The 20,736-nt window shown below is 65.1% G+C and carries 23 protein-coding genes and 1 tRNA gene; 9 read left to right on the forward strand and 15 right to left on the reverse strand.

The genetic code is table 11. The features are described from left to right. Positions 1–72: 72 nt before the first annotated feature. The 7 genes from ACN0S5_RS22930 to ACN0S5_RS22960 form a co-directional block, all read right to left on the reverse strand. Positions 73–552 (reverse strand): hypothetical protein, encoded by a 480-nt coding sequence (locus tag ACN0S5_RS22930; RefSeq protein WP_417211509.1) that lies wholly within the window; start codon positions 550–552, stop codon positions 73–75. A gap of 487 nt (positions 553–1,039) precedes the next feature. After that, positions 1,040–1,114, reverse strand: a tRNA-Gln gene (locus ACN0S5_RS22935). A 60-nt stretch (positions 1,115–1,174) separates the two neighbouring features. Beyond that, the gene (locus ACN0S5_RS22940; RefSeq protein ID WP_417211511.1) at positions 1,175–2,173 is read right to left on the reverse strand and encodes a GGDEF domain-containing protein; all 999 of its coding nucleotides are present in this window, start codon (positions 2,171–2,173) and stop codon (positions 1,175–1,177) included. Further along, positions 2,170–2,772, reverse strand: coding sequence for a heme NO-binding domain-containing protein (locus tag ACN0S5_RS22945; RefSeq protein WP_417211549.1), 603 nt, complete (start codon positions 2,770–2,772; stop codon positions 2,170–2,172). The genes ACN0S5_RS22940 and ACN0S5_RS22945 overlap by 4 nt, the downstream gene beginning before the upstream one ends. A gap of 123 nt (positions 2,773–2,895) precedes the next feature. Further along, positions 2,896–4,470, reverse strand: coding sequence for a trimethylamine methyltransferase family protein (locus tag ACN0S5_RS22950; protein WP_417211513.1), 1,575 nt, complete (start codon positions 4,468–4,470; stop codon positions 2,896–2,898). An 83-nt stretch (positions 4,471–4,553) separates the two neighbouring features. After that, positions 4,554–5,261: an HAD family hydrolase gene (locus tag ACN0S5_RS22955; protein ID WP_417211515.1), complete on the reverse strand. Its 708-nt coding sequence runs from the start codon at positions 5,259–5,261 to the stop codon at positions 4,554–4,556. Continuing rightward, entirely contained in the window at positions 5,258–5,542 is a 285-nt protein-coding gene (locus ACN0S5_RS22960; protein WP_417211517.1) for a DUF3572 domain-containing protein, read from the reverse strand. Before ACN0S5_RS22960 ends, ACN0S5_RS22955 begins: the two co-directional genes overlap by 4 nt. A gap of 110 nt (positions 5,543–5,652) precedes the next feature. Here ACN0S5_RS22960 and ACN0S5_RS22965 point away from each other — a divergent pair, with 110 nt between their 5' ends. After that, positions 5,653–7,155 carry a diguanylate cyclase gene (locus tag ACN0S5_RS22965; protein ID WP_417211519.1) on the forward strand — a complete coding sequence of 501 codons (1,503 nt, stop codon included), beginning with the start codon at positions 5,653–5,655 and terminating at the stop codon, positions 7,153–7,155. A gap of 86 nt (positions 7,156–7,241) precedes the next feature. On the opposite strand, the gene ACN0S5_RS22970 is transcribed toward ACN0S5_RS22965, so the two are convergent. The 4 genes from ACN0S5_RS22970 to ACN0S5_RS22985 all read right to left on the reverse strand — a co-directional run bounded on the left by ACN0S5_RS22970 (position 7,242) and on the right by ACN0S5_RS22985 (position 9,402). Then, on the reverse strand, positions 7,242–7,766 hold the full coding sequence (locus ACN0S5_RS22970; RefSeq protein ID WP_417211521.1) for a periplasmic heavy metal sensor: 525 nt from the start codon (positions 7,764–7,766) through the stop codon (positions 7,242–7,244). A gap of 3 nt (positions 7,767–7,769) precedes the next feature. Beyond that, positions 7,770–8,171 (reverse strand): hypothetical protein, encoded by a 402-nt coding sequence (locus tag ACN0S5_RS22975; protein ID WP_417211523.1) that lies wholly within the window; start codon positions 8,169–8,171, stop codon positions 7,770–7,772. Then, positions 8,164–8,751 carry an RNA polymerase sigma factor gene (locus tag ACN0S5_RS22980; protein ID WP_417211525.1) on the reverse strand — a complete coding sequence of 196 codons (588 nt, stop codon included), beginning with the start codon at positions 8,749–8,751 and terminating at the stop codon, positions 8,164–8,166. The genes ACN0S5_RS22975 and ACN0S5_RS22980 overlap by 8 nt, the downstream gene beginning before the upstream one ends. A gap of 84 nt (positions 8,752–8,835) precedes the next feature. Then, complete coding sequence (locus tag ACN0S5_RS22985; protein ID WP_417211527.1) at positions 8,836–9,402, reverse strand: EF-hand domain-containing protein; 567 nt, start codon at positions 9,400–9,402, stop codon at positions 8,836–8,838. A 215-nt stretch (positions 9,403–9,617) separates the two neighbouring features. Between ACN0S5_RS22985 and ACN0S5_RS22990 the strand changes: the two genes are divergently transcribed. From ACN0S5_RS22990 to ACN0S5_RS23000, 3 genes are read left to right on the forward strand one after another with little or no spacing between them, the layout of a single operon-like run. Next, on the forward strand, positions 9,618–10,007 hold the full coding sequence (locus tag ACN0S5_RS22990) for a DUF983 domain-containing protein (RefSeq protein WP_417211528.1): 390 nt from the start codon (positions 9,618–9,620) through the stop codon (positions 10,005–10,007). A gap of 9 nt (positions 10,008–10,016) precedes the next feature. After that, positions 10,017–10,748, forward strand: coding sequence for an NUDIX hydrolase (locus ACN0S5_RS22995; protein ID WP_417211529.1), 732 nt, complete (start codon positions 10,017–10,019; stop codon positions 10,746–10,748). Positions 10,749–10,796: 48 nt separating this feature from the next. After that, a complete protein-coding gene (locus ACN0S5_RS23000) occupies positions 10,797–11,564 on the forward strand; it encodes an alpha/beta fold hydrolase (protein ID WP_417211531.1) in 768 nt (255 codons plus the stop codon). A 238-nt stretch (positions 11,565–11,802) separates the two neighbouring features. On the opposite strand, the gene ACN0S5_RS23005 is transcribed toward ACN0S5_RS23000, so the two are convergent. Then, positions 11,803–12,768, reverse strand: coding sequence for a LysR family transcriptional regulator (locus ACN0S5_RS23005; protein WP_417211533.1), 966 nt, complete (start codon positions 12,766–12,768; stop codon positions 11,803–11,805). Positions 12,769–12,833: 65 nt separating this feature from the next. On the opposite strand from ACN0S5_RS23005, the gene hisD reads away from it, so the two are divergent. From hisD to ACN0S5_RS23020, 3 genes are read left to right on the forward strand one after another with little or no spacing between them, the layout of a single operon-like run. Continuing rightward, the gene (gene hisD / locus ACN0S5_RS23010) at positions 12,834–14,147 is read left to right on the forward strand and encodes a histidinol dehydrogenase (protein WP_417211535.1); all 1,314 of its coding nucleotides are present in this window, start codon (positions 12,834–12,836) and stop codon (positions 14,145–14,147) included. Positions 14,148–14,153: 6 nt separating this feature from the next. Then, a complete protein-coding gene (locus ACN0S5_RS23015) occupies positions 14,154–15,164 on the forward strand; it encodes a D-cysteine desulfhydrase (protein WP_417211537.1) in 1,011 nt (336 codons plus the stop codon). A gap of 40 nt (positions 15,165–15,204) precedes the next feature. Beyond that, on the forward strand, positions 15,205–15,873 hold the full coding sequence (locus ACN0S5_RS23020; protein WP_417211539.1) for an aspartate/glutamate racemase family protein: 669 nt from the start codon (positions 15,205–15,207) through the stop codon (positions 15,871–15,873). 21 nt (positions 15,874–15,894) lie between these two features. Here ACN0S5_RS23020 and ACN0S5_RS23025 read toward each other — a convergent pair whose 3' ends face one another. Continuing rightward, entirely contained in the window at positions 15,895–16,248 is a 354-nt protein-coding gene (locus tag ACN0S5_RS23025; protein ID WP_417211541.1) for an arginine transporter, read from the reverse strand. 89 nt (positions 16,249–16,337) lie between these two features. Then, the gene (locus ACN0S5_RS23030) at positions 16,338–18,005 is read right to left on the reverse strand and encodes a sulfotransferase (RefSeq protein WP_417211543.1); all 1,668 of its coding nucleotides are present in this window, start codon (positions 18,003–18,005) and stop codon (positions 16,338–16,340) included. A gap of 357 nt (positions 18,006–18,362) precedes the next feature. On the opposite strand from ACN0S5_RS23030, the gene ACN0S5_RS23035 reads away from it, so the two are divergent. Then, on the forward strand, positions 18,363–18,983 hold the full coding sequence (locus ACN0S5_RS23035) for a hypothetical protein (RefSeq protein WP_417211545.1): 621 nt from the start codon (positions 18,363–18,365) through the stop codon (positions 18,981–18,983). Positions 18,984–19,243: 260 nt separating this feature from the next. On the opposite strand, the gene ACN0S5_RS23040 is transcribed toward ACN0S5_RS23035, so the two are convergent. Beyond that, entirely contained in the window at positions 19,244–20,554 is a 1,311-nt protein-coding gene (locus ACN0S5_RS23040; protein WP_417211547.1) for a hypothetical protein, read from the reverse strand. A gap of 111 nt (positions 20,555–20,665) precedes the next feature. On the opposite strand from ACN0S5_RS23040, the gene ACN0S5_RS23045 reads away from it, so the two are divergent. Then, a partial coding sequence (locus tag ACN0S5_RS23045; RefSeq protein ID WP_417211551.1) for a GTP-binding protein occupies positions 20,666–20,736 on the forward strand: 71 nt, incomplete at its 3' end.

Here is a 20,736-nt window from a genome sequence, read left to right on the forward strand (position 1 = left end):
ATCTCCTTCTCGTCGAAGATCAGCAGACTGCAAATCATAGCTTATGTCAGTGTCCGAATTTCGGGAGGTAGCTCACACATCGTCGCTGCCAAACTTGGCTTCGTGGAACATCGCCTGAAGTTGCTCGGACGCCCGGATGCGGGTCGTTCGGTTTGTGGGCGCACCAGCACCAGCATAGCTGCCGTTCGCTAGGTCGATAAGGGCTGCTTCTTTCAGTACCTTGATGAGCTCAATGATCCGCTTGGAGATGTGCAGAGCGTTGTACCGTGACCCGGCTTTCCAGGCGTTCGGAGACATCGAAACACCGATGCTGAGTTCCGGATCTTCCCGCCAAGCCACATAGAGGTCTAGGATCAGCACCCTAAGCTGCTGCCTATCTGATGCCTTTGCCTTCGGCCCCGGTCTGGCACCACCCCTAGCCTCCTTCTCCGTGAACGCTTCAGGCAACCAGTCTTCCCACACCTCCTCTACCAGTTGCTTCACTTCAGGGTGGTCAGACCAGCGATGAACGTCGATCGGGCGGGAGTGCTGTGGGTTCTTTATCAGGGGCATAATATCTCTTGTACTGTGTCAGGTGAACTCTACCTAGACACTTCAGAAGAGGCTTTAATGGTCATGTAAGTAATTATTTATACAACATAAATTAGGATTTCACTCCTTCTGATGCTTTTCTCTCTATCCAATACTAGTACCTATTCCATTCAGGAACACTGTTCACACACAACCCACCCCTCACGATTATCCATCGAAGCCATGTGGGAGGCTAAGGAAGGGAGGGAGAGGTATAACTTCCTTCTAGACACCCTATTTCTTTAGAGACGTATTTTTTCTGGTTTTGCTTTATCCATTACTAATACCTATTACCTGGCTATCCCCTCCTTAGCTGACCTGCTCACAGGCCTCACGCACAGGCCCTCCTGACCACCAGAGGTTCCTTGTCGGCAGCGAAGAAGGGAGGGGCAGAAGGTGGGACATTTCCGGGGGCATTTCTCCGGCCAGAGGGCCAGAAAGAGCATCACCACGGTATGTTAGGAAAAACTGGCTGGGGTGGTAGGATTCGAACCTACGGTACACTGTACCAAAAACAGTTGCCTTACCACTTGGCTACACCCCAACCGTGGCGCGTCACATACGATGCACGATCACTGGGATCAAGACCATTTTTGCAGGAATTTCACTTGCTCGCCACCTTTGCCGGATTGTCGCCCTCCGGTGTTCCGGCAAAGAACCGAAATTGCGCACGACCGGCCCGTTTTGAGGCGTATAGCGCCATGTCCGCCTGCTCCACCAGTTCGGCCGGGTCGTCGAGCGCCCCATCCGTCACAGCGATGCCGATGCTGGCGGAAACCTGACAGGTCTGGTCGTCGTAGGTCACCGGTTCCTCTATGCGGCGGATCAGGCGACCGGCGATTTCCGACAGCCGGTCAGGCAGGTCAAGCCTGCCGAGAACGATCATGAATTCATCCCCGCCGACGCGCATGGCGATGTCGTCCTGCCGGACAACGTCCGTCATCACCCGTGCCACATGGCGCAGAACCTGATCCCCGGCGGCATGGCCCAGCGTGTCGTTCACCTGTTTGAAATGATCAAGGTCGATGTGCATGAGCGAGAACGGATTGCCCCCGCGCTTCAGCCGTTCCAGCACCGCGTCCAGCGCGCGGCGATTGCCAAGGCCCGTCAGGGTATCGGTGAAGGCGCGCTCTTCGGCGGCGACCATCGCCCCCTGCAACCGGGTGTTGAGACTGCGCGAAGCATCCATCGCGGCTGATTTCGCCTCGACCAGATACAGCATTTCGATGGCCAGATCGGTCGGCGCGAAATCCGAACTGGTCAGCGCGTAGTCGCGCACCGCGCTCAGCACGTGGATGCCGAACGACAGGTTGATAACCGCCCCGCCCCGCCCGTCCGACACCAGCACGCCATACAACGGGGTGCGCACGCCGCCGCGCAGGCGCAGCCGGATCTTGCGGCCCTCGGTTTGCAGGAGTTGCTCCATGCTGGCCACGGCGCGCGGGCGGAACACCTCGAAGATCTCCAGAAAGCGCGCGCCTTCGATCCGTTCGGGGCTGATCTTGTGCAGGGTCGGACCCGCCTGCCGGATATGCCCCGTCGGATCAAGCACAAGGTGCATCGGACAGATCAGATGCAGGATTTCCTCGGGCAGCCTGCTCATCCTTCGCCACCTCCGCCGGTGCTGACCGCCAGTTCGAATTCCCGGCCCTCGGCATAGGCGGTTTCGATCACCGTGATCATCAGATATTGCTCCCCACGATGGCCGCCTTCGGTGTCCAGCAGCGCCAGCGCGCCATAGTCGTCGGCCATGGCGCGCAACACCCCGATCATGACATAGCCGAACCCCGGCAACCCGTCGCCGACCCGCAGGGTAAACTGGTTGTTGCCGCTGTCCGTCAGTTCCAGTTCCGGCAGCGCCAGATCGGCAACCGCAAGCCGCGTCCGATCCGGCAGGTCATCCAGCGAATGCAGGAACTCGATGAAATCGACCCCGCCGAACCGCAGCAAACGGCGCAGCCCCTCACTGTTGGGATGCGACACCAGATAGGTGCCCACATCTTCCCAGATGGCCTCTGCCGGTTTGTCCAGAATCCGCTCAGCCGCATCAATAAGCGCGCTGTAGGTTTCCGGGGGATAATTCAGCATCGCCTCAAAGCTGGGCACATCGAGACCTGCGCCGGTGGCGATCTCGGACCAAGTCATTGGGCCATACGTGTCCTCAATGAAAACCTGAAAGGTTCGCAGGATCAACCCGTGCATCATTCCACACCTCAACACCTTGCCGAGAGCATGGAGAGGAGCGATTAAGAATCGGCAAACAGGAACAATTGAGCGTGTTTTGCGCCGCGCACCGATGTGTCCGCCCCCTCGGGGCCGCCGCCCCTAGAAATCCGTGGGCGCGCCGCCTTCGGACTTTCGTCTGGCGACGAAAGACTCCAGCTCTTCGCGGATGCCCGCATCCATCGGCGGCGCCTCGAATTCCTCGATGATCCGTTTGAACATCACGTGCGCGCGCTCGGGCGTCCACAGCCCCCCCGCCGCCTCCCAGCCCTCGAAGTTCTTCCAGTCCGACAGGAACGGCTGGTAAAACGCCGTCTCATAGCGGTCCTGCGTGTGCTGGACGCCAAAGAAATGCCCGTTCGGACCAACCTCGCGGATCGTCTCGACCGCCAGCGCCTCGTCCGAGACGTCGCAGATTTCCGGCTCCATATAGCGTTGCAACTGCTGCAACACCTCGCAATCCATAATGAACTTTTCGGGGCTGGCGATCAGCCCGCCCTCCAGCCAGCCCGCCGCGTGATAGACCATGTTGGTGCCCGACTGGATCGCCGCCCAGAGCGAATGTTCGGTTTCCCACATGGACTGCCCGTCCGGCACGTTGGCGGCGCAGACCCCCGACGACCGCATCGGCAGATCGTAGAACCGCGCCATCTGGCCGGTCATCTGGGTCGCGCGCATGTATTCGGGCGTGCCAAAAGCGGGCGCGCCGGTCTTCATGTCGACGTTTGAGGTGAACGTGCCGATCACACAGGGCACCCCCGGATTGATCACCTGCGCCAGCACCACCGCCGCCAGCCCCTCGGCCAGCGATTGCGCCACCGCACCGGCCATCGTCACCGGGGCCATCGCCCCGGCAAGCGTAAAGGGCGTCACCACCAGCCCCTGCCCCCGACGCGCCATCCGCATCCAGCCATCCATCATCGGATAGTCGTGTTTCAGCGGCGAGGTCGAGTTGATGTTGGTATACATCCGCGGCGTGGCGTCGAATTCCTCGTGGGTGAGACCGCCCGCGATGCGCACCATCTCCATCACGTCCTCGACCCGCTCCTTGCCAAGGCTGTAGGCATGCATGACCTTGTCGGACAGCGTCAGCTTGTCGAACAGCACATCCAGATGCCGCACGCTGGCATGCACATCGCAGGGCTCGACCGGATAACCGCCGGCGAAATGGATACAGTTGAAATACTGCGTCAACTTCAGCAAGTTGGCGCATTGCTCGCGGGTGCCGGACACCTTCTTGCCGATCTCAAGGTCATAGTAGTTCGGCGGAGAGGACACGTTGCCGAACAGGATGGTATTGCCGCCGATTTTCAGCGTCCGGTCCGGGTTGCGCGGCGTCAGGGTAAAGCTCGACGGGGCCTTGGCCACCAGCTCGCGGACAAAATCGCGCCCCATGCGGACGTTTTCGCCGTTCACGGTACAGCCCGCCAGACGCAGGATCTCGACCGCCTCGGGGTGCAGGAACTCGATCCCGATCTCTTCGAGGATGCGCATGCAGGCATTGTCCAGCCGCACGACGCCCTCTTCGGTCAGCGGCTCGGTCGGGCGGTCGATATTGACCGGCAGACGCCACGGCATCTGCTCTACGACCGGACCGCCCCGGCGCTTGTTGCCGGACCGGCCTCCGGTGCGGCGACGTTTGTGGGCTTCGTGGATGGGATCAGCGGCGACCGGCATAACGACTCTCCGTGGCAGGTAAGACCTATCTCACCGCGCCACAGACCTGCGCGCCTTCGCAATACCGACGCATTTTGTCGCTTTCAGATACCGGCCCGCGCAAGCCATCCCGGCAGATGGCCGATATCCGGCAGAACCACATCCGCCATCGGGGCCAGCGCGTCGGCCCCGGCCAGCCCGGTCAACACGCCCGCCGTCCACATGCCCGCCGCGCGCCCGGCCACCAGATCGTGCAGGCTGTCGCCCACCATGATCACCCGGTCCGGCGCGTGGCCGGTGGCGGCGGCAAAGGCCAGCAGCGGCTGCGGCGAGGGTTTCGCGCCATGTCCGCTGTCCGCCCCGGCGACAAAGTCGAACATCCCCTCGATGCCCGCCGCGCGCAGATGCGCGCGCGCCACGGCTTCGCTGTCGTTGGTCATCACCCCAAGGGTCAGCCCGCGCGCAGCCAGCCCCGCAAGGTACGGCACCAGCGCCACGGCTTCGCTCAGCGGCGCGTTTTCGGCCTCGGCCACAATCAGCGCTTCAAGGTCATCGACGCTGCGCCCCGGCAGGACCGGCGCGATCAGCGCCGCCATTTCGCGGTTGGTTCCGGCGATCACCGGGCTGTCGGGCAGGAATCCGCCCGCGCCCAGATCGAACTTCAGCGCCCGCGCCAGTCCGTGCCGACGCAGGTCTTCGCCCTCGGCCAGCCGCTCGATCAGCCGGGCGGCAAAGGTGTTCCATGTGGCGGCAAAGTCGAACAAGGTGCCGTCCTTGTCGAACAGGACGGCCTCGATCTGCGCTGCGCTCATGTCCAGTGCACCATCTCTCCGCCCGGCAGCACCATGCGGGCGGCCATTGGATGCTCGGGCTTCAGCCCCAGATCCGTGCAGAACGCCATCACCCACGCATCGTCCATCAGCAGGAAGTCCAGCACCGACCCCTGAAAGGCCGGGTCCTGCAACCCGTCGCGGAAATCGGCCTCCGACGCGCCTGTCGCGCCAAGGAACACCGGCAGCAACTCATCATTGCCCGCCACCCAGGCAACGGCCTGCAAGCCCACGGTTTCGGCGGCTTCCCGCGACAGCTGCATTTTGAAATCTTTCCGAAAGGGTTTCTTAACCAATATTCATCAAAGCTGAGCCAACAGGAAAGTGCAAGTACGGCGGGCAGCCGTCAGACCACCTATGCGGGGGGTGCGATATGACCGGAAGAATATTGATCGTCGACTCGGTTCCCACCAACCGGATCATCTTGCGCGTCAAACTTTCCGCTGCATATTATGAGGTTATTCAGGCAGATAGCGGCCAGGCGGCGCTGTCGCTGCTGCAACGGACGGCCCCCGATCTGGTCATCACCGCGACAGATCTGCCCGACATGACGGGCAGAGAGCTCTGTGCCGCGATCCAGGACCGGAAAGGCGGCCTGCGAATCCCTGTTGTCATCCTGCATCGTGAGGACGATCCGGGGGAACGTCTCGCCTCTCTGGCGGCCGGTGCGGACGATGTGCTGACCCGGCCCGTCAACGATCTTGTGATGCTGGCCCGGCTGCGGTCGCTGTTGCGCGCCCGCGACGCCGAGGCCGAACTGCAACTGCGCGACGACACCCGCCGCGCGCTTGGCCTTGCCGAACAGGGGGCCGATTTCATCGCGCCGGGGCTGGTCAGACTGGTCTCGCCGCCCCGGCTGCCGGAAACCCGCGCCCTGAAAGACGGGCTTGTGGCGCGGATCTCCGACCGGGTCGAGGTCATCGACCCCGAGGATGCCCTGCGCGAATCGGCGCGGGCGCCCGATGTGGTCATCGTGGCGGAACCGCCGGGCAGCACCGGCGAGGCGCTGAGCCTGCTGCCGCAACTGCGCGCCAGCCGCGACACCCGCCATTCCGCGCTGATCTACATTGCGCAGCCTCACCAGCAACGTGAGGCCGCCAGCGCGCTGGATATGGGGGCAAATGACCTGCTCAGCTCGGGTCTGGACCTTGACGAACTGGCCATCCGCCTGCGCAAGCAGATCGACCGCAAACGGACCAACGACAGGCTGCGCGCCAATATGCGCGACGGTCTGCGCGCGGCGGTCTGCGATCCGCTCACCGGGCTCTATAACCGCCGCTACGCCGTGCCACATGTTTCGCGGCTGGCCGAACGCGCGGCTTTGCAGAAACGCCCCTATGCACTGCTGCTGGCCGATCTCGATTTCTTCAAGCAGGTCAACGACGATCACGGCCATGCGGCGGGGGACGCGGTGCTGGTCACCCTCGCCCAGCGGCTCAAGGACAACCTGCGCGCCGCCGACCTGATCTCGCGCTGGGGCGGTGAGGAATTCCTTGTCGCCATGCCCGATGCCGACCGCAACGCCGCCAAGCGCACCGCCGAACGGCTGTGCCGGATCATGGCGCGCCAGCCGGTCACCCTGCCCGCTGGCCAGCGAATCACCGTGACCCTGTCGATTGGCGTGGCCATCGGCCGGGCCGCGGGCGACACCGGGCCGCTTGACCTTGTGTCCCGCGCCGACGAGGCGCTGTATGCGGCCAAGCACAAGGGGCGCAACACCGTGGTCATGGCCGATACCGTGCGGCTGATGACAGCCCCCAAGACCGCGCCCTTGGCGGCACCGATGGCCGCGCCCATAACCGCGCCCAAGACGTCACCCGGCGGCTTGCCGGACACCCCGGCGGACACGTCGCCGCGCCGCGCCCGTCTCACCTGAGCCTCAGCGCGGTCCGCGCCATCGGGCCGATCCGCGCCACCGGGCCAGTGCCCGCCAGTCGTGCTGCCCGCCAGTCGCGGCCCCCCTCAGTCCCGGTGCCTGTCCTTGCCGGTGTCATGCGATCTGTCACGCCCGCCGCGATGGCGCATCTTTTCCAGTTCCTGCTCCAGACGGTCGGCATAGGCGCGCCGCTCATCCACCGACATCTCCGACAGGAACGTCATCAGGACCTCCTGCCCGCGCGCCCGCACATCGACCGCGCGCTTGCCCTGCTCTTGCAGCAGGGCCTCCAGCGCCGCCGGTTCGAAAGGCTCATCGCGCAGCAAGGTCAACGCCTGCTGATAATCCGCCAGATAGGCCGCCCGCATCGTCTTGCCCTCGCGCCGGACCGACTGCCACAGCGCCCGCCGCAGCTCACGCCGCTGGTCCTCGTCGAAGGCCCGCGTATAGGGCAGCGCCGGATCGCTCCGGTCGGTGCGCGGCACCGGCGGCCCGTTGAGGACCATGCCGCCAACCGCCCCGACCACAGCGAGGTTCAGCGCGAGGGACACAAACAGCACAACCCGCAGCCAGCGCCCCGGTTTGCCCTTCTTTTCCACCTCAGCGGCCATCCATCACCCTTCCATCAGCGCAAGGTCAAAGCTGCTCAGCGGATCGACCCCGATGGTCCCCAGCGCGGCCGCGTCGCCGCCCCAGAGCACCGTCAGCCCGTCCGGCGGGCTCACCCCGATCCAGATCCCCGCCGCGCAGGCCGTGGCCAGCCCGGCCATCCCGGCCCAGCCGCCCAGCGCCTCGCGCAGTTGCCGCAAGACCCCGGCGGGCCGCAGCCCCGCCACCGCCGGTGCTTCTCCGCGCGCAGCCGGTTGCTCGGCCAGCGCCTGCGCCTCGATCCGGGCAAGGAAATCGCCGCCGGGTTGCGGAGCCTCTGCCCGCGCCGCGGCAAAAAACGACTCCAGCCCGGCTCCGTCGGTCCCGGTCTGAAACAGATCGCCTTTGGTGTCCTTGCGCTCAGTCATCGTCTTCGTATCCCAGTTCATCGCGCCGCCCGATCAACGCCGCTTCCAATGCCCGCTTGCCCCGCGCCACCAGACTTTCGACCGCGCGTGGTCCGATGTCCATGATCTCGGCGATCTCGGGGTTTGCCAGCCCCTCGATGTGCCGCAGGATCACCGCCTGACGCTGCCGGTCGGGCAATGCGTCCAGCGCCCCTTGCAGCGCCTCGGCGCGGGCCTGCTGCTGCATCCCCGTCGCCACCGAAGGCGCTCCGTCCACAGGCTCCGGGACCGAGTCGAGGTCCGGCCCGCCGCGCCGCCGCCGGATGCGGTCGATACACAGGTTCGCCGTCACCCGGTACAGCCATGTCGTGACCTTGGCCTCACCCATGCGCCAGCCCGGTGCCGCGCGCCACAGCCGCAACAGCGCCTCTTGCGCCACGTCCTCGGCCTCGGCCCGGTCGCCGCCCAGCATCCGCATGGCATGGCCAAAGACGCGCGGCGTCAACCGCTGCGTCAGCGTCCGCGCCGCTCCGGCGTCTCCGGCCGCGTAGGCCGCCAGCAGATCCTCGTCCGCAACCGCGCTCATGGCTTCAAAGGGCATGTCCCATCCATCGTTACGCGCTATCCCGGCTTGGTCCTGCATGCAACGGTCCGGGCGGCGGACCCCGCCGCCCGGTTGTCAGTTTCAGCCGTCGTCCGACATGTCGGGGCCACCGAAGAACGGAAAGCCATGGCCCCGGTCGCCCCGGTGGCCATGCTCACCGCGTTTGCCGCCGAACCGGTGCTTGCCGCCGTCGCGCATCTTGCCACGCGCCTGCTGCATTTCTTCCATCGTCAGCGCGCCGTCCTTGTCGGCGTCCAGCCGGTCGAACATCGCGTCGGGCCCCCGCTTGGGGCCACCGGCAGCCAGTTCCTCGGCGCTCAGCAGACCGTCGCCGTCGGTGTCCAGCCGGTCGACCATGGTTTTCATGCGCTCCACCCGCCGGGCATCGCGGGCAGCCGTCATCTCGTCCTGGGACAGCTTGCCGTCGCCATCGGTATCGGCGGCCTCGAAACGCGCGGTCCTGAAGGCCTCCATTTCGTCCTTGGTGATCTTGCCGTCCTTGTCGGCGTCGATCTGCTCGAACATCTCTTCCATGCCCGCGTCGCGCGGCCCCCGGTCGCCATAGCCCTTGCCATGCGCCGATGCGATACCTGCGGTGCCCATCACGACGACCAGTGCGCCGCTGACCATAAGTGCAGATGACTTCATGTCTTGTCCTTCCAGAGGTTGTCTCGGTGTTCCGAGCCGCCAGTCCTCGGGCGTCTCTGGAGGCTATCACGGGCGATCCCGGCGCTTCCGTCGAAAAAAATCCTCACGCCCGCTCACGCGTCCGTGATCTGTGACATCCGGACGCAAGGACGTTTTGCACCCTATCGACCGGCCCACGCGAGGACCATCTTGCCACCGTAAACGCGAGGTCGGACATGGATGAAATACAGCACTCGAAAGGCTCGGAGTCGATCTGGCCAACCCTCTGGCGCGGCTGGCGTCGCCGCTGCCCCAATTGCGGAACCGGCCAGATGCTCAGGGGCTACCTGACCGTGCGCGACAGTTGCCCGGTCTGCCGGGAGGATCTGCACCATCACCGCGCCGACGATGGCCCGGCCTATCTGACGATCCTGATCGTCGGGCACCTCATGGCTCCCCTGCTGATGGTCGTGTTCACCACCTTCCGGCCAGAGCCCTTGGTCCTGTTCACCATATTTGGCGTTGGCTGCGTCGCGCTCTCGCTCTATCTTCTGCCCCGATTGAAAGGGGCGATCGTGGCTTTCCAGTGGGTCCGCGGGATGCACGGATTCGCCCCCCATACCTGAGGGGGCGACATGACCGGGCCGACGACAGACCAAAGCGCACAGAAATCCATCGACAAGACCGCCATTCGCGACGCCGCCACCGTGGTGGTGCTGCGCGACCGGGCGACGCGTCCGCGCGTCCTGATGGGGCAACGCGGGGCCAAGGCGGCCTTTATGCCCAACAAGTTCGTCTTTCCCGGCGGTGCCGTCGATACCGAGGACGCGACCGTGCCGCTGGCCCGTCCGCTGCCGCCGCTTTGCGCCGCCCGCCTGACAGAGGACGCCAGCACCGAAATCGCAGAGGCGCTGGCCGTTGCCGCGGTGCGCGAACTCTGGGAGGAAACCGGCCAGATTCTCGGGGTTCCGGCCCCGTGGCCGGGCACAATCCCCAGCGACTGGCTGGAATTTGCCGGTACCGGGCACCGCCCCTCCGCCGAACCGCTGCAATTCATCTTTCGTGCGATCACCCCGCCGGGGCGACCCCGCCGCTTTGACGCGCGGTTCTTTCTGCTCGACGCCGATGAACTGGCCTCGGACCCCGATGATTTTCATGGCGCAGCGGATGAGCTGTCTCATCTGCAATGGATCGCGGTGGATGAAATCCGCAACTACGACCTGCCCTTCATCACCGAGGTGGTGCTGGCAGAGGTCGCCGCCCGCGCCACCGACCAGACGCCGCCGGACTCGGTTCCCTTTTTCCGCAACGACGATGAATCCAGCCTGTTCCTGCGCCTGCGCGGGGTCGAGATGCGCGACGACTGAGCGCGCGGCGCTCTGGCCCTTGCGCGCGGGGCGTCGTATGACGCCCCCATGCTGAACACGATTTCCCATGGCACCCCCGGCCCCACGCCCCTGATCATAGTCCACGGCCTTTACGGCTCTGGTCGCAACTGGGGCGTGATCGCCAAGCGTCTTGCCGATCACCGCCACGTCCTGACCCCGGACATGCGCAACCATGGCGACAGCCCGCACACCGACAGCCACGGCTATCCCGACCTCGCCGCCGATCTGGCGGACCTGATCGACGCCCACGGCGGGCGGGCGCACGTGGTGGGCCATTCTATGGGCGGCAAGGCGGCGATGACCCTCGCGCTGCAGCATCCCGAAAAACTGGCCTCGCTGCTGGTCGCCGACATCGCGCCCGTCGCCTATACCCACAGCCAGATCCAGTTCATCGAGGCGATGCGCGCCGTTGACCTGTCCCGCGTCGAAAAGCGGTCGGACGCGGTGGCGCAACTGGCCGAACATGTGCCCGACAAGACGCTGCAAAGCTTCTTTACCCAGTCGCTCGACCTGCAAAACAAGCGGTGGAAACTGAACCTCGACACGCTGGCCGCCGAGATGCCCAAGATCCTTGGCTTTCCCGAGGTGTCCGGCAGCTACGATGGGCCGGCGCTGTTCCTCTCCGGCGGGCAGTCCGACTATGTCCTGCCCGAACACCGAGACCGCATCCGCGCGCTGTTCCCCAAGGCCCGGTATGCCAAGTTACCCAAGGCCGGGCATTGGCTGCACGCGGACGATCCGCGCGGATTCGAGGCGTCAGTGCGGGCCTTCCTCGATCACGTGGACCCCGCGTAGGGCGGGGTTGACCCTGCCGCGCCGCCGCCACAGGCAGGCGCGGCGGCTGTGCATGGTCTGTGCATGACCTGTGCATGGCCTGTGCATCGCCCCTGCGGTGCCCTTCATTCAGGATTTTCAAAACTACAGGTTTTCCTTCCGAAAACCGTCGCTTGCCCATTTACAGACCATGCCGCAACGGCATTCTGGCCCCATGCGACAAGCCACAGATGCGATGGCGCGCCCGGGGCGTGCGCTGTCAGCCTTCCATGACCCTCAGATCGCCCTCCAGCCAGGGCAACTGCGCCAGCGCGGGGGCGATCACCATGTCGCCCACCAGCATCCGCATGGTGCGCGCCACGTCGCGCGGCACCCGGTCGGCCCAGTCGGTCCCGGCAAACAGCGAAATGGTCCGCGAAAAGGGTTTGAACGGCACCGGGTGCGCCTCCATCTGGTCGTGGTAGCGTCCGGCGCGCATGTAGCCCAGCGGCGTTGTGATCGCCCAGCCCATGCCGCGCGCCACCAATGTCATCAGCGACAGATGCGCGCCAATCTCGAACCGTTCGGCGAATTCCAGCTTTTGCCGCGCCAGATGCGCCTCGATCTGGCGTCCGATCAGTTGCGCGCGGTCATAGCGCAGGATCGGCAGGCTCTGCATCAGCGGTCCGACACCGCCAGCGGCCTCAACCGCGCCCTTGGCGCACACCAAGATGTAAGGATCTCGCACCAAAGGATATTCCACGATCCCGTCGATCACCTCGCCGCTGCTGGCGGAAATCGCAAGATGCAGGCGGCGCGCTTTGATCTCGGCCGAAATCTCATGGCTGGGGGCGGTGATCAGCTTGAACCGGCAGCGGGTCATGCTTTCGGCAAGGATCGTCACAAGGCGCGGCGTCAGGTCATTGTCGAAATCGTCGATCACCCCCAGACTGAGGGTCGACAGATGGGTCAGGTCCATCACCGTCAGTTCGTTCTGCGCCAGCCGCAACTGCCGCAGCACCGCCTGCGTGCGCAACAGGAACGACCGTCCCGCCGGGGTCATCCGCATCGGGCGGCGTCCGTGATCCACCAGATCGACGCCCAGCGCGCTTTCAAGGTTACGCATCTGCTGGCTGACCGCAGGCTGGCTGAGGCCGGTCACATCCGCGGCCTTGGCCACCGAGCCGCTGTCGGCCAAGGCCTCAAAGACCTCCAATCCGCGAAGCGTCACACCTTTCATCAACATCGCAGAATCCCCGCAGCCACAGTTTCCGTTTTTGTGAAGATACACCCCCACGTCAAGGAAAACGCATGCCCCGCCTGATCAAATCCGCCCCCGGCCTGCCCCCCGCCGCGCAGGCCGATGTCGCCGACACCGTGCAGATCATGCTCGCCCGTTTGAAAACAGGGGGTGAAGCGACCGTACGCGACTATGCCGAACGGCTCGACCACTGGACCGGTGAGATCGTTGTGCCCCCCGAGACGGCGCGCGCCGCGGGCGATCACCTGCCCGATGCCCTGAAACAGGCGCTGGACTATGCCCATGACAACATCCGCCGCTTTGCGCAGGCGCAGCGCGCCTCGCTGCGCGATGTCGAGATCGAGCTGCAACCGGGCCTGATGGCCGGGCAGAAAAGCCTGCCGGTTGGCGCGGCGGGCTGTTACGTGCCCGGCGGGCGCTATGCGCATATCGCCTCGGCGTTGATGACCATCGCCACCGCCCGCGCCGCAGGCGTGCCGCATGTCACCGCCTGCGCCCCGCCGCGCCGCGCGCCGGATGGCACCGCGCAGGGCATTGACCCGGCGACGCTGTATACCATGCACCTCGCCGGGGCCGATACGATCCTCTGTCTTGGCGGTGTGCAGGGGGTTGCGGCGATGGCCTATGGCCTGTTTGGAACCCCGCCCGCCGACGTGCTGGCCGGTCCCGGCAACGCCTATGTGGCCGAGGCCAAGCGCCAGTTGTTCGGCCCCGTGGGCATCGACATGTTCGCCGGGCCGACCGATGTGCTGATCCTTGCCGACGCCACCGCCGACCCGGCGCTGGTGGCGCTGGATCTGGCCGGTCAGGCCGAACACGGGCCAACCTCGCCCTGCTGGCTGGTCACCGATCACGAACCGCTGGCGCGCCGTGTCGCCGACCTGATGCCGGAGACCTGCGCCCGCATCGACGGCGAAAACGGCGCGACAGCCAAGGCCGCTTGGGACGCGATGGGGGAAATCATCCTCTGCGACAGCCGCGAGGAAATGGCCGCTGAATCAGATCGTTACGCGCCCGAACACCTGCACGTCCAATGCGCCGACCTGCCGTGGTGGCAAAATCGCCTGACCGCCTATGGCTCATTGTTTCTGGGGGCCGACACCACCGTGGCCTTTGGCGACAAGGCCTCCGGCCCCAACCACGTGCTGCCCACCGGCGGGGCCGCGCGCTATACCGGCGGGCTGTCGGTGCACAAGTTCCTGAAAACCGTCACTTGGCAACGCGCCACACCCGAGGCGCTGCCCGCCCTCGCCCGCGCCACCGCCATCATCTCCCGCGCCGAAGGCATGACCGGTCATGCCTTGACGGCAGAGGCCCGCCTCGCCACCCTCACCCCGCGCGCCCATGTCGCCAACGAAAGCTGAAAATAGATGAACCTTGCCAAATTCCCCCGTGTCCGGCTGGCCCACCTGCCCACGCCGCTTGAACCCATGCCGCGCCTGTCCGAACTGCTGGGCGGTCCGGAAATCTGGATCAAGCGGGATGACTGCACCGGCCTGTCGACCGGCGGCAACAAGACCCGCAAACTGGAATTCCTCATGGCCGAGGCCATGGATCAGGGCGCGGACATCGTCCTCACCCAAGGCGCGACGCAATCCAACCACGCCCGCCAGACGGCGGCGGCGGCGGCGAAACTGGGGCTAGAGTGTCATATCCTTCTGGAGGACCGCACCGGCTACAACCATGAAAACTATCGCTATAACGGCAACGTCCTGCTGGACGTGCTGCACGGTGCGACAATCGAACATCGCGGCCCCGGTCTGGACATGAACGCCGAGATGGAGGCCGTGGCCGACCAGATGCGCACCAAGGGCCGCAAGTCCTACACCATCCCCGGCGGCGGCTCGAACGCGACCGGGGCACTGGGCTATGTCAACTGCGCGCTGGAGATGCTGAACCAGTTTGTCGAGATGGGCCTGAAGGTGGATCACATCGTCCACGCCACCGGCTCTGCGGGCACGCAGGCCGGGCTGATCACCGGGCTCAAGGCGATGAACGCGGGCATCCCGCTGCTGGGCATCGGCGTGCGCGCACCCAAACCCAAGCAAGAGGAAAACGTCTTCAACCTTGCCGTCAAGACCGCCGAAAAGCTGGGCTGCCCCGGCGTGGTGACGCGTGAGGACGTTGTGGCCAACACCGACTACGTCGGCCCCGGCTATGGCATCCCCGCCGAGTCGACGCTGGAGGCGATCGATATTTTCGCCCGGACAGAGGCGATCCTGCTTGACCCGGTGTACTCTGCCAAAGGCGCGGCGGGTTTGCTCGATCTGTGCCGCAAAGGCCATTTCAAGAGCCACGAACGGGTGGTCTTTTTGCACACCGGCGGCGCGATCGGCCTGACCGGCTATACCCATGCGTTTGACGTGAAATCCCGCGCATGACGAATTTTCGCCGAAAATTCGCCTCCCCTCGGGGGCCGGTGTGAGGCCGGTCGGCATTCTGGGCGGGATGGGGCCGCAGGCCACCGTCCTGCTCATGCAAAAGGTGCTGGATGCGGTGCCGGCACAGGACGACGCGGATCACGTCCCGCTGATCGTGCACCAGAATCCTGCGGTGCCGTCGCGGATAGCCGCGCTGATCGAGGGCACCGGCCCCTCGCCGCTGCCAGTGCTTCAGGACATGGCCGGCGATCTTGCGGCCGCCGGGGCCACCGCGCTGGCAATGCCCTGCAACACCGCGCATCACTACGCGGCAGGCATCCGCGCGGCGAGCGAGCTGCCGTTTCTCGACATGCTGTCCGCCACCGCCCGCGCGCTGGCGGACAAGGGCCGGATCGGCATTCTCGCCTCACCGGCCACGCGGCTGACCGGGATATTCGATCACTACCTCGACGCGCCCTATACCGCGCCGCCGGACGACGCGCCGCTGCTGGAGATGATCCGCGCCATCAAGGCCGGCGCGCCGCCACAGCAGATTCTGCCCGCCCTGACCGAACAGGCGCGCCGCCTTCAGGAACGCACCGATCACATCCTGATCGCCTGTACCGAACTGTCGCTTGCCGCACCGCTGCTGCCGCCGGACCTTGCATGGACCGACAGTCTGGATTGTCTGGTGGGCCGCATCGTGGCCCATGCCGCGCAGGTGGACTGAGCGCCGCAACGGAGGCGGCGATCAGGTGCCCCGGCAGACGCTCTCGGCACGCGCCGCAAACGCCTTGTAGCGTTTCCAGAACGCCTCGTTGCGGGGATTGTCGGACTGTCGGATTTCCTGCGCCCGGTGCGGGTCGGCAAAAAAGGTCACCGCCAGCCGCTGGTCCGAGGACGTCAGATCGCTGTCCGCCACCGTCTGCACACAGCCGCATCGCTGCCGCGACGCGCCCGACCGGCCCGCGCGCATGCAGGCATCGGCAATCGGACCCGAAGACACGCGCACCTGCGGCGCCGCACCATAACTGCGTTTCGAAGCTGTCCCGCCGCCGCAGGCTGCAAGCCCGAGGCAGGCAGCCAGAATAACTGCTTGTTTCATCTCACCTGTCTCTCGTTGCCCGGATGCGGATTTTCCGTCTCCCCCGGCTCTGCCCTCAGGTGGCATCATGCGACAAACGGCGCGAAGCTTCAAGAATCCAAGCGCAATCCGGCAAAGGCATCTCCGACATGGCGCGCATAGGGCACCCATGCCTCCGTCCGCGCCCGGTAGATCGGCTTTCGCACCTGACCGGCCGAGGCGGTGTGGACCGCACGCCCATTGTCCTGCGGCGACAGGCAGGCCGCGTCCCAGTTCAGCCCCAGATCGGCGATCAGCGCCCGCGTCTCCTGCTCTGGATCGGCGGTCAGGGCCGCGTAATCCAGCCGCCGCACCCGCCCCGGCCACGCGGCCTCGCACCGTGCGGTCCAGTCGCGGTACAGCCCGTGATAGGCCGTCACATCGTCCAGATCGTAACAATACCCCAGCGAGGACGCGGTGAAATACTGTTTCAGGTTCGACCAGCAGACCGAGGGCGCGTCGCGCACCACATGCACGATCCGCGCCTCTGGCAAGGCGGCGCAGATCAGCGGCAAAAAGCAGAAGTTGTGCGGCATCTTGTCGGTCACAAGGCGCGCGCCACCGGCATGTTCCGCCACCGCCTCCAGATAGCCCCGGCGCAGCGCCCGCAGGTGCTCCTCTGTCACCCGCTCGCCCTCCAGCAACCCGCGCGCCAGATCGGCCAACAGCGGCAGTTCCCCCGCCCCCGCGACCTGCCCGTGGGCAGAGACGATCTGTTCCGTCAGCGTGGTGCCAGAGCGCGGCATCCCGAGGATGAAAATCGGCACCACCGGCGCGGGATCGACCTGTACCAACGGCGTGACCGCCATCTCCTCCAACCGCCGGAACAGCGCCACATCCTGCGAAATATCGTATCCCATCAATGCCTTGCGCAGGGCATTTCCCTCTTGCAGGAACCCCCATGCCGCATCCGTCTGCCCCAGCGCGTCGCAGGCGTCGAACAGGCCAAAACAGACCCGCGCCCGGTCCATCGGCGGCAGGGAGGGGTCGTCATACAGCGCCCGCATCTGGTCCAGTTGCGCATCCTCCGCCGTCCAGCGCTTGATCGCGGCAAGGTTGCGGTGCGCCTCGGCAAAACCGGGAGCGATGTCCACCGCTGTCTCATAGCTGGCCCGCGCCTCGTCAAACCGCCCCTCTTCATATGAGGCAACCCCAAGGATATTGTGCGCGGTCGCCACCTCCGGCGTCTCCTCGATCACCGTCTGGCACAGTTCTGCCGCCTCCGGCAAAGCCCCGCGATCCGCCAGCACCGAGGCCAGTTCCATCCGCGCGCCCGCATGGTCCGGGTCCAGATCCAGCGCCGCGCGCACCTGCGTCTCTGCCTCGGCCATGCGGCCGGTGGCGCGCAACGCCACCGAGTGATTCACCCGCGCCTCCGCCAGATCGGGCCGCAAGCCCGCCGCCCGCGCCAGCGACTCCTCGGCCTGCGGGAACGCGCCCAGTTCCAGCAGCACACCGCCATGGATCTGCCACAGCACATAGCTGTCGGGATAAACCGGCAACAGCCGCGCCACCTGTTCGGCCACCAGCAGGGTGTGCCCGGCCTGATGCGCCTCAACCAGCTTTTCCAAGAGATCCTGTGACGGCGCCGCCTCTGGCAAACGCGCCATCAGCGCCCGCGCCCGCGCATTGCGCGGATACCGCGCCAGCACATCGCGGCACAGCACCTTGGCCCGTGCCACATCGCCCTTGTGCAAATGCGCCTTTGCCCGTGCCAGACTTGTCTCGACGGTCGCCATGCTGTGCCCCTTGTTGTCCGGGGGGCACCCTAGGCGGCACTTGGTAAAGAAGAGGTTTGTGCAGTCCCGCACGGTCAGGCGGGTGTCGACGCATCGCGATCCGGCGGTCGGCAACGGCCTGTGCCGCGACCGGGGTCCGGGCAAACGCGGGGCCAAGAGCGGTGCGGATCATGGCGGTTGTCCGTTTGGCGGTGCGCAGGGCCCCATGCTCCGCGAGTCGTGCATATGGCATTCCCGGCCATGGCGCGCGTCCCCCAGTGCCATAGCCAGTGCCATTTCCAGTCCCGGTTCCTGTCCCGCCGTTGCGACCCACGCGGAAAGTTTGCTAACCCTACGTCAGCGAAAAGGGGATCGGCCGTGCGACGACACGCATTCATCACACTGGCACTCAGCGCATTGATGCTGGCGGGCTGCGACGTGGACAACGGCAGCCTCGACCGCGCGCGCCAGAACTTTGGCACCGCCGATCCGCGCCCCGATGCCTTTTACACCTGTGGCAGCCACAATTGCAGCAAACGCATCGCCGTGTCCCTGACCGCCGGGGAATGGGCCACCGCCCGCGCGCCCCTCATGCGCCGCCCCCGCTCTGCCGGGGCAGAGCGCCGCGCCCTGGCCGAGGCGCTGCGACGGCTGGAGGTCATGGTCGGCGAAAAGACCGGGTACAATTCGGACCTTGCCTATTCGACGCTGCAACTGGCGGGCAAGGCGCAGGATTGCGTCGATGAGATGGTCAACACCGCCGTCTACCTTGCGATGCTGGACGACGCCGGACTGCTGCGCCTGCACCGCCCCGGCCAGCGCGTCACCATCGGCTTCATGACGCGGCGGTTCTGGACGCATACGGTGGCCTCGATTGTCCAGAAGGACACCGGCCAAGAGTTCATCGTCGAGACCTGGGCCGTTGACCACGGCAAGACGCCCTACATCATGGACCGCAAAGCCTGGGCCGCAAACGCGCCGCTCCGGCGGGATTTCTGAGCAACGCAGGACGCTTTCCCGCCACCCACAAACCCGCCGTAGGCCGGGGGTCTGCCCGTCACCACACCCCGTAGGGTGGGTTTCCAACCCACCACCCCGCCACCCGAAAGAACCACCCCATCCAATCCGTAGGGCGGGGTTCACCACGCCAACCCACGTTCTCCCAACGCCGTAGGGTGGGTTTTCAACCCACCGCCCGCCACTTCCCCGAGAATCGGCCCATGCCCCGTAGGGCAGGCTTCAGCCCGCCGACCCACCAATCAAGGTGCCGATGGCGGTTGTGTATTTCCGATCAGGCCGTCCCATGCATCACGGTATTCCTGCAAGTTCTCCAACCTTTGTTTGGCTCCGACTTCGTCACCCGACACCACCCAAAGCGCCGTCACAAGGGAGCCGAATAGGCCCGTTCCGGCGATAGTCACCTTGGCAATTTTGGCCCACGACGACTTTTGCAAAGCCTCGCAATCCGCCTTCGCCTTGGCCAATTCCTGTTCAAGGTCCGCAACCTGCGCATTCAACCGGCCAATTTCCTCGCGCAACGCCTGCTCTGCCGCGTCAGACCGCTCCAGCTTGGCTAGGATGTCGGAAATCCGGTCCAACCGATGCGGCAAAGCCTCCAGCGGCGCAAACATCTCTGGCGTTTCGTTCAACCCGGTCTCCGCGCGGAACCGTTCGAACTCCTGCCGGATGGTGGCCGAGAGGGACGACATGCCTGCCGAGACGATGATCTTGTTTTCAAAGAGGTGGGTGACATGACGCGGTTCAAACTCCGGCCGACGCGGCTCAATGCTTTGCCGCTCCGCGTCCCACTCGGCCTCAATCTCCGCAATCGCCTCGGCCACGGCACCCGCCCCGGCTTCCCAGACCTCCTGCGGGATCAGCGCCACGCGGCGCTGCAACTCCCAGTCCATCGGCGCGCCGCGCACCATACCGTCATACCACCGCTTGAGGAAATCAAAGCGCGGATCGGTGTCTAGCAGGGTCGGGCCGATAGATTTGGTTGTCAGGCCTTCAGGAATCTCACTGCGATGCCAAAGTGGTTCAAAGAAAACTTTCTCCGGAGAGTATCCCGCATCCTCAAGCATCGTAGGATAGAAAGGAGCCTCACGTCCTGAAATGTGTAATTTTTGCAGCCTCGGGAAACCGCCCGTCAGTGAAGAACCTAACAAGCTAATTGCGGCGTCAGCCGCCATCGCAGACAAATAATCCGCAAATGCACGTTTTGCCCAGTACACGCCACGTTCAATATTTGCCCCATCGGCATCCCGATGACGCGCGCTTCTCCGAGCGTCTGCGGCCTTTCGACTCGCAATTTTGCGTTTATCTTCATCAATCCCTGAAGGGAATTGAACTGACACAGCGGATAGGATCAAACTCAAAAAAGTACGCAAGAATAGTGTCTCGCGCGCATCCCGCCAACGCACCTCGTTTCCTTTTTTGGCACGCCACAAACGCTCTCCAGAAACACACGGCCAGACCCGCAGCGCTGCCCGCGTCGCAATCGCCACGCAGACCTCCCGGTTTTGCCCCTCCAGCCAACGCTCAAACGCCTCGTGATCCTCAAACTCCATGCCACCCGCACCATCCAACCCACTGCCACAGTACACAGAGTCCCCAACCTCTCAACCCCGCCCCCCCATCCCCACTTGACCAAACCCCTCATCCACAGCATATCGCAGGACATGAGCACACCCCTGTCCCGCATCCGCAACTTCTCCATCGTCGCCCACATCGACCACGGGAAATCCACCCT

The organism is Antarctobacter sp. (assembly GCF_048262615.1).
Taxonomy (GTDB): Bacteria; Pseudomonadota; Alphaproteobacteria; order Rhodobacterales; family Rhodobacteraceae; genus Antarctobacter.

What these genes read in the sequence shown, in the direction of transcription:
- ACN0S5_RS22930 (WP_417211509.1), bottom strand. Translation starts at nt 552, where the DNA reads ATGCCCCTGATAAAGAACCCACAGCACTCCCGCCCGATCGACGTTCAT.
- ACN0S5_RS22940 (WP_417211511.1), bottom strand. Translation starts at nt 2,173, where the DNA reads ATGAGCAGGCTGCCCGAGGAAATCCTGCATCTGATCTGTCCGATGCAC.
- ACN0S5_RS22945 (WP_417211549.1), bottom strand. Translation starts at nt 2,772, where the DNA reads ATGCACGGGTTGATCCTGCGAACCTTTCAGGTTTTCATTGAGGACACG.
- ACN0S5_RS22950 (WP_417211513.1), bottom strand. Translation starts at nt 4,470, where the DNA reads ATGCCGGTCGCCGCTGATCCCATCCACGAAGCCCACAAACGTCGCCGC.
- ACN0S5_RS22955 (WP_417211515.1), bottom strand. Translation starts at nt 5,261, where the DNA reads ATGAGCGCAGCGCAGATCGAGGCCGTCCTGTTCGACAAGGACGGCACC.
- ACN0S5_RS22960 (WP_417211517.1), bottom strand. Translation starts at nt 5,542, where the DNA reads ATGCAGCTGTCGCGGGAAGCCGCCGAAACCGTGGGCTTGCAGGCCGTT.
- ACN0S5_RS22965 (WP_417211519.1), top strand. Translation starts at nt 5,653, where the DNA reads ATGACCGGAAGAATATTGATCGTCGACTCGGTTCCCACCAACCGGATC.
- ACN0S5_RS22970 (WP_417211521.1), bottom strand. Translation starts at nt 7,766, where the DNA reads ATGGCCGCTGAGGTGGAAAAGAAGGGCAAACCGGGGCGCTGGCTGCGG.
- ACN0S5_RS22975 (WP_417211523.1), bottom strand. Translation starts at nt 8,171, where the DNA reads ATGACTGAGCGCAAGGACACCAAAGGCGATCTGTTTCAGACCGGGACC.
- ACN0S5_RS22980 (WP_417211525.1), bottom strand. Translation starts at nt 8,751, where the DNA reads ATGCCCTTTGAAGCCATGAGCGCGGTTGCGGACGAGGATCTGCTGGCG.
- ACN0S5_RS22985 (WP_417211527.1), bottom strand. Translation starts at nt 9,402, where the DNA reads ATGAAGTCATCTGCACTTATGGTCAGCGGCGCACTGGTCGTCGTGATG.
- ACN0S5_RS22990 (WP_417211528.1), top strand. Translation starts at nt 9,618, where the DNA reads ATGGATGAAATACAGCACTCGAAAGGCTCGGAGTCGATCTGGCCAACC.
- ACN0S5_RS22995 (WP_417211529.1), top strand. Translation starts at nt 10,017, where the DNA reads ATGACCGGGCCGACGACAGACCAAAGCGCACAGAAATCCATCGACAAG.
- ACN0S5_RS23000 (WP_417211531.1), top strand. Translation starts at nt 10,797, where the DNA reads ATGCTGAACACGATTTCCCATGGCACCCCCGGCCCCACGCCCCTGATC.
- ACN0S5_RS23005 (WP_417211533.1), bottom strand. Translation starts at nt 12,768, where the DNA reads ATGTTGATGAAAGGTGTGACGCTTCGCGGATTGGAGGTCTTTGAGGCC.
- hisD (WP_417211535.1), top strand. Translation starts at nt 12,834, where the DNA reads ATGCCCCGCCTGATCAAATCCGCCCCCGGCCTGCCCCCCGCCGCGCAG.
- ACN0S5_RS23015 (WP_417211537.1), top strand. Translation starts at nt 14,154, where the DNA reads ATGAACCTTGCCAAATTCCCCCGTGTCCGGCTGGCCCACCTGCCCACG.
- ACN0S5_RS23025 (WP_417211541.1), bottom strand. Translation starts at nt 16,248, where the DNA reads ATGAAACAAGCAGTTATTCTGGCTGCCTGCCTCGGGCTTGCAGCCTGC.
- ACN0S5_RS23030 (WP_417211543.1), bottom strand. Translation starts at nt 18,005, where the DNA reads ATGGCGACCGTCGAGACAAGTCTGGCACGGGCAAAGGCGCATTTGCAC.
- ACN0S5_RS23040 (WP_417211547.1), bottom strand. Translation starts at nt 20,554, where the DNA reads ATGGAGTTTGAGGATCACGAGGCGTTTGAGCGTTGGCTGGAGGGGCAA.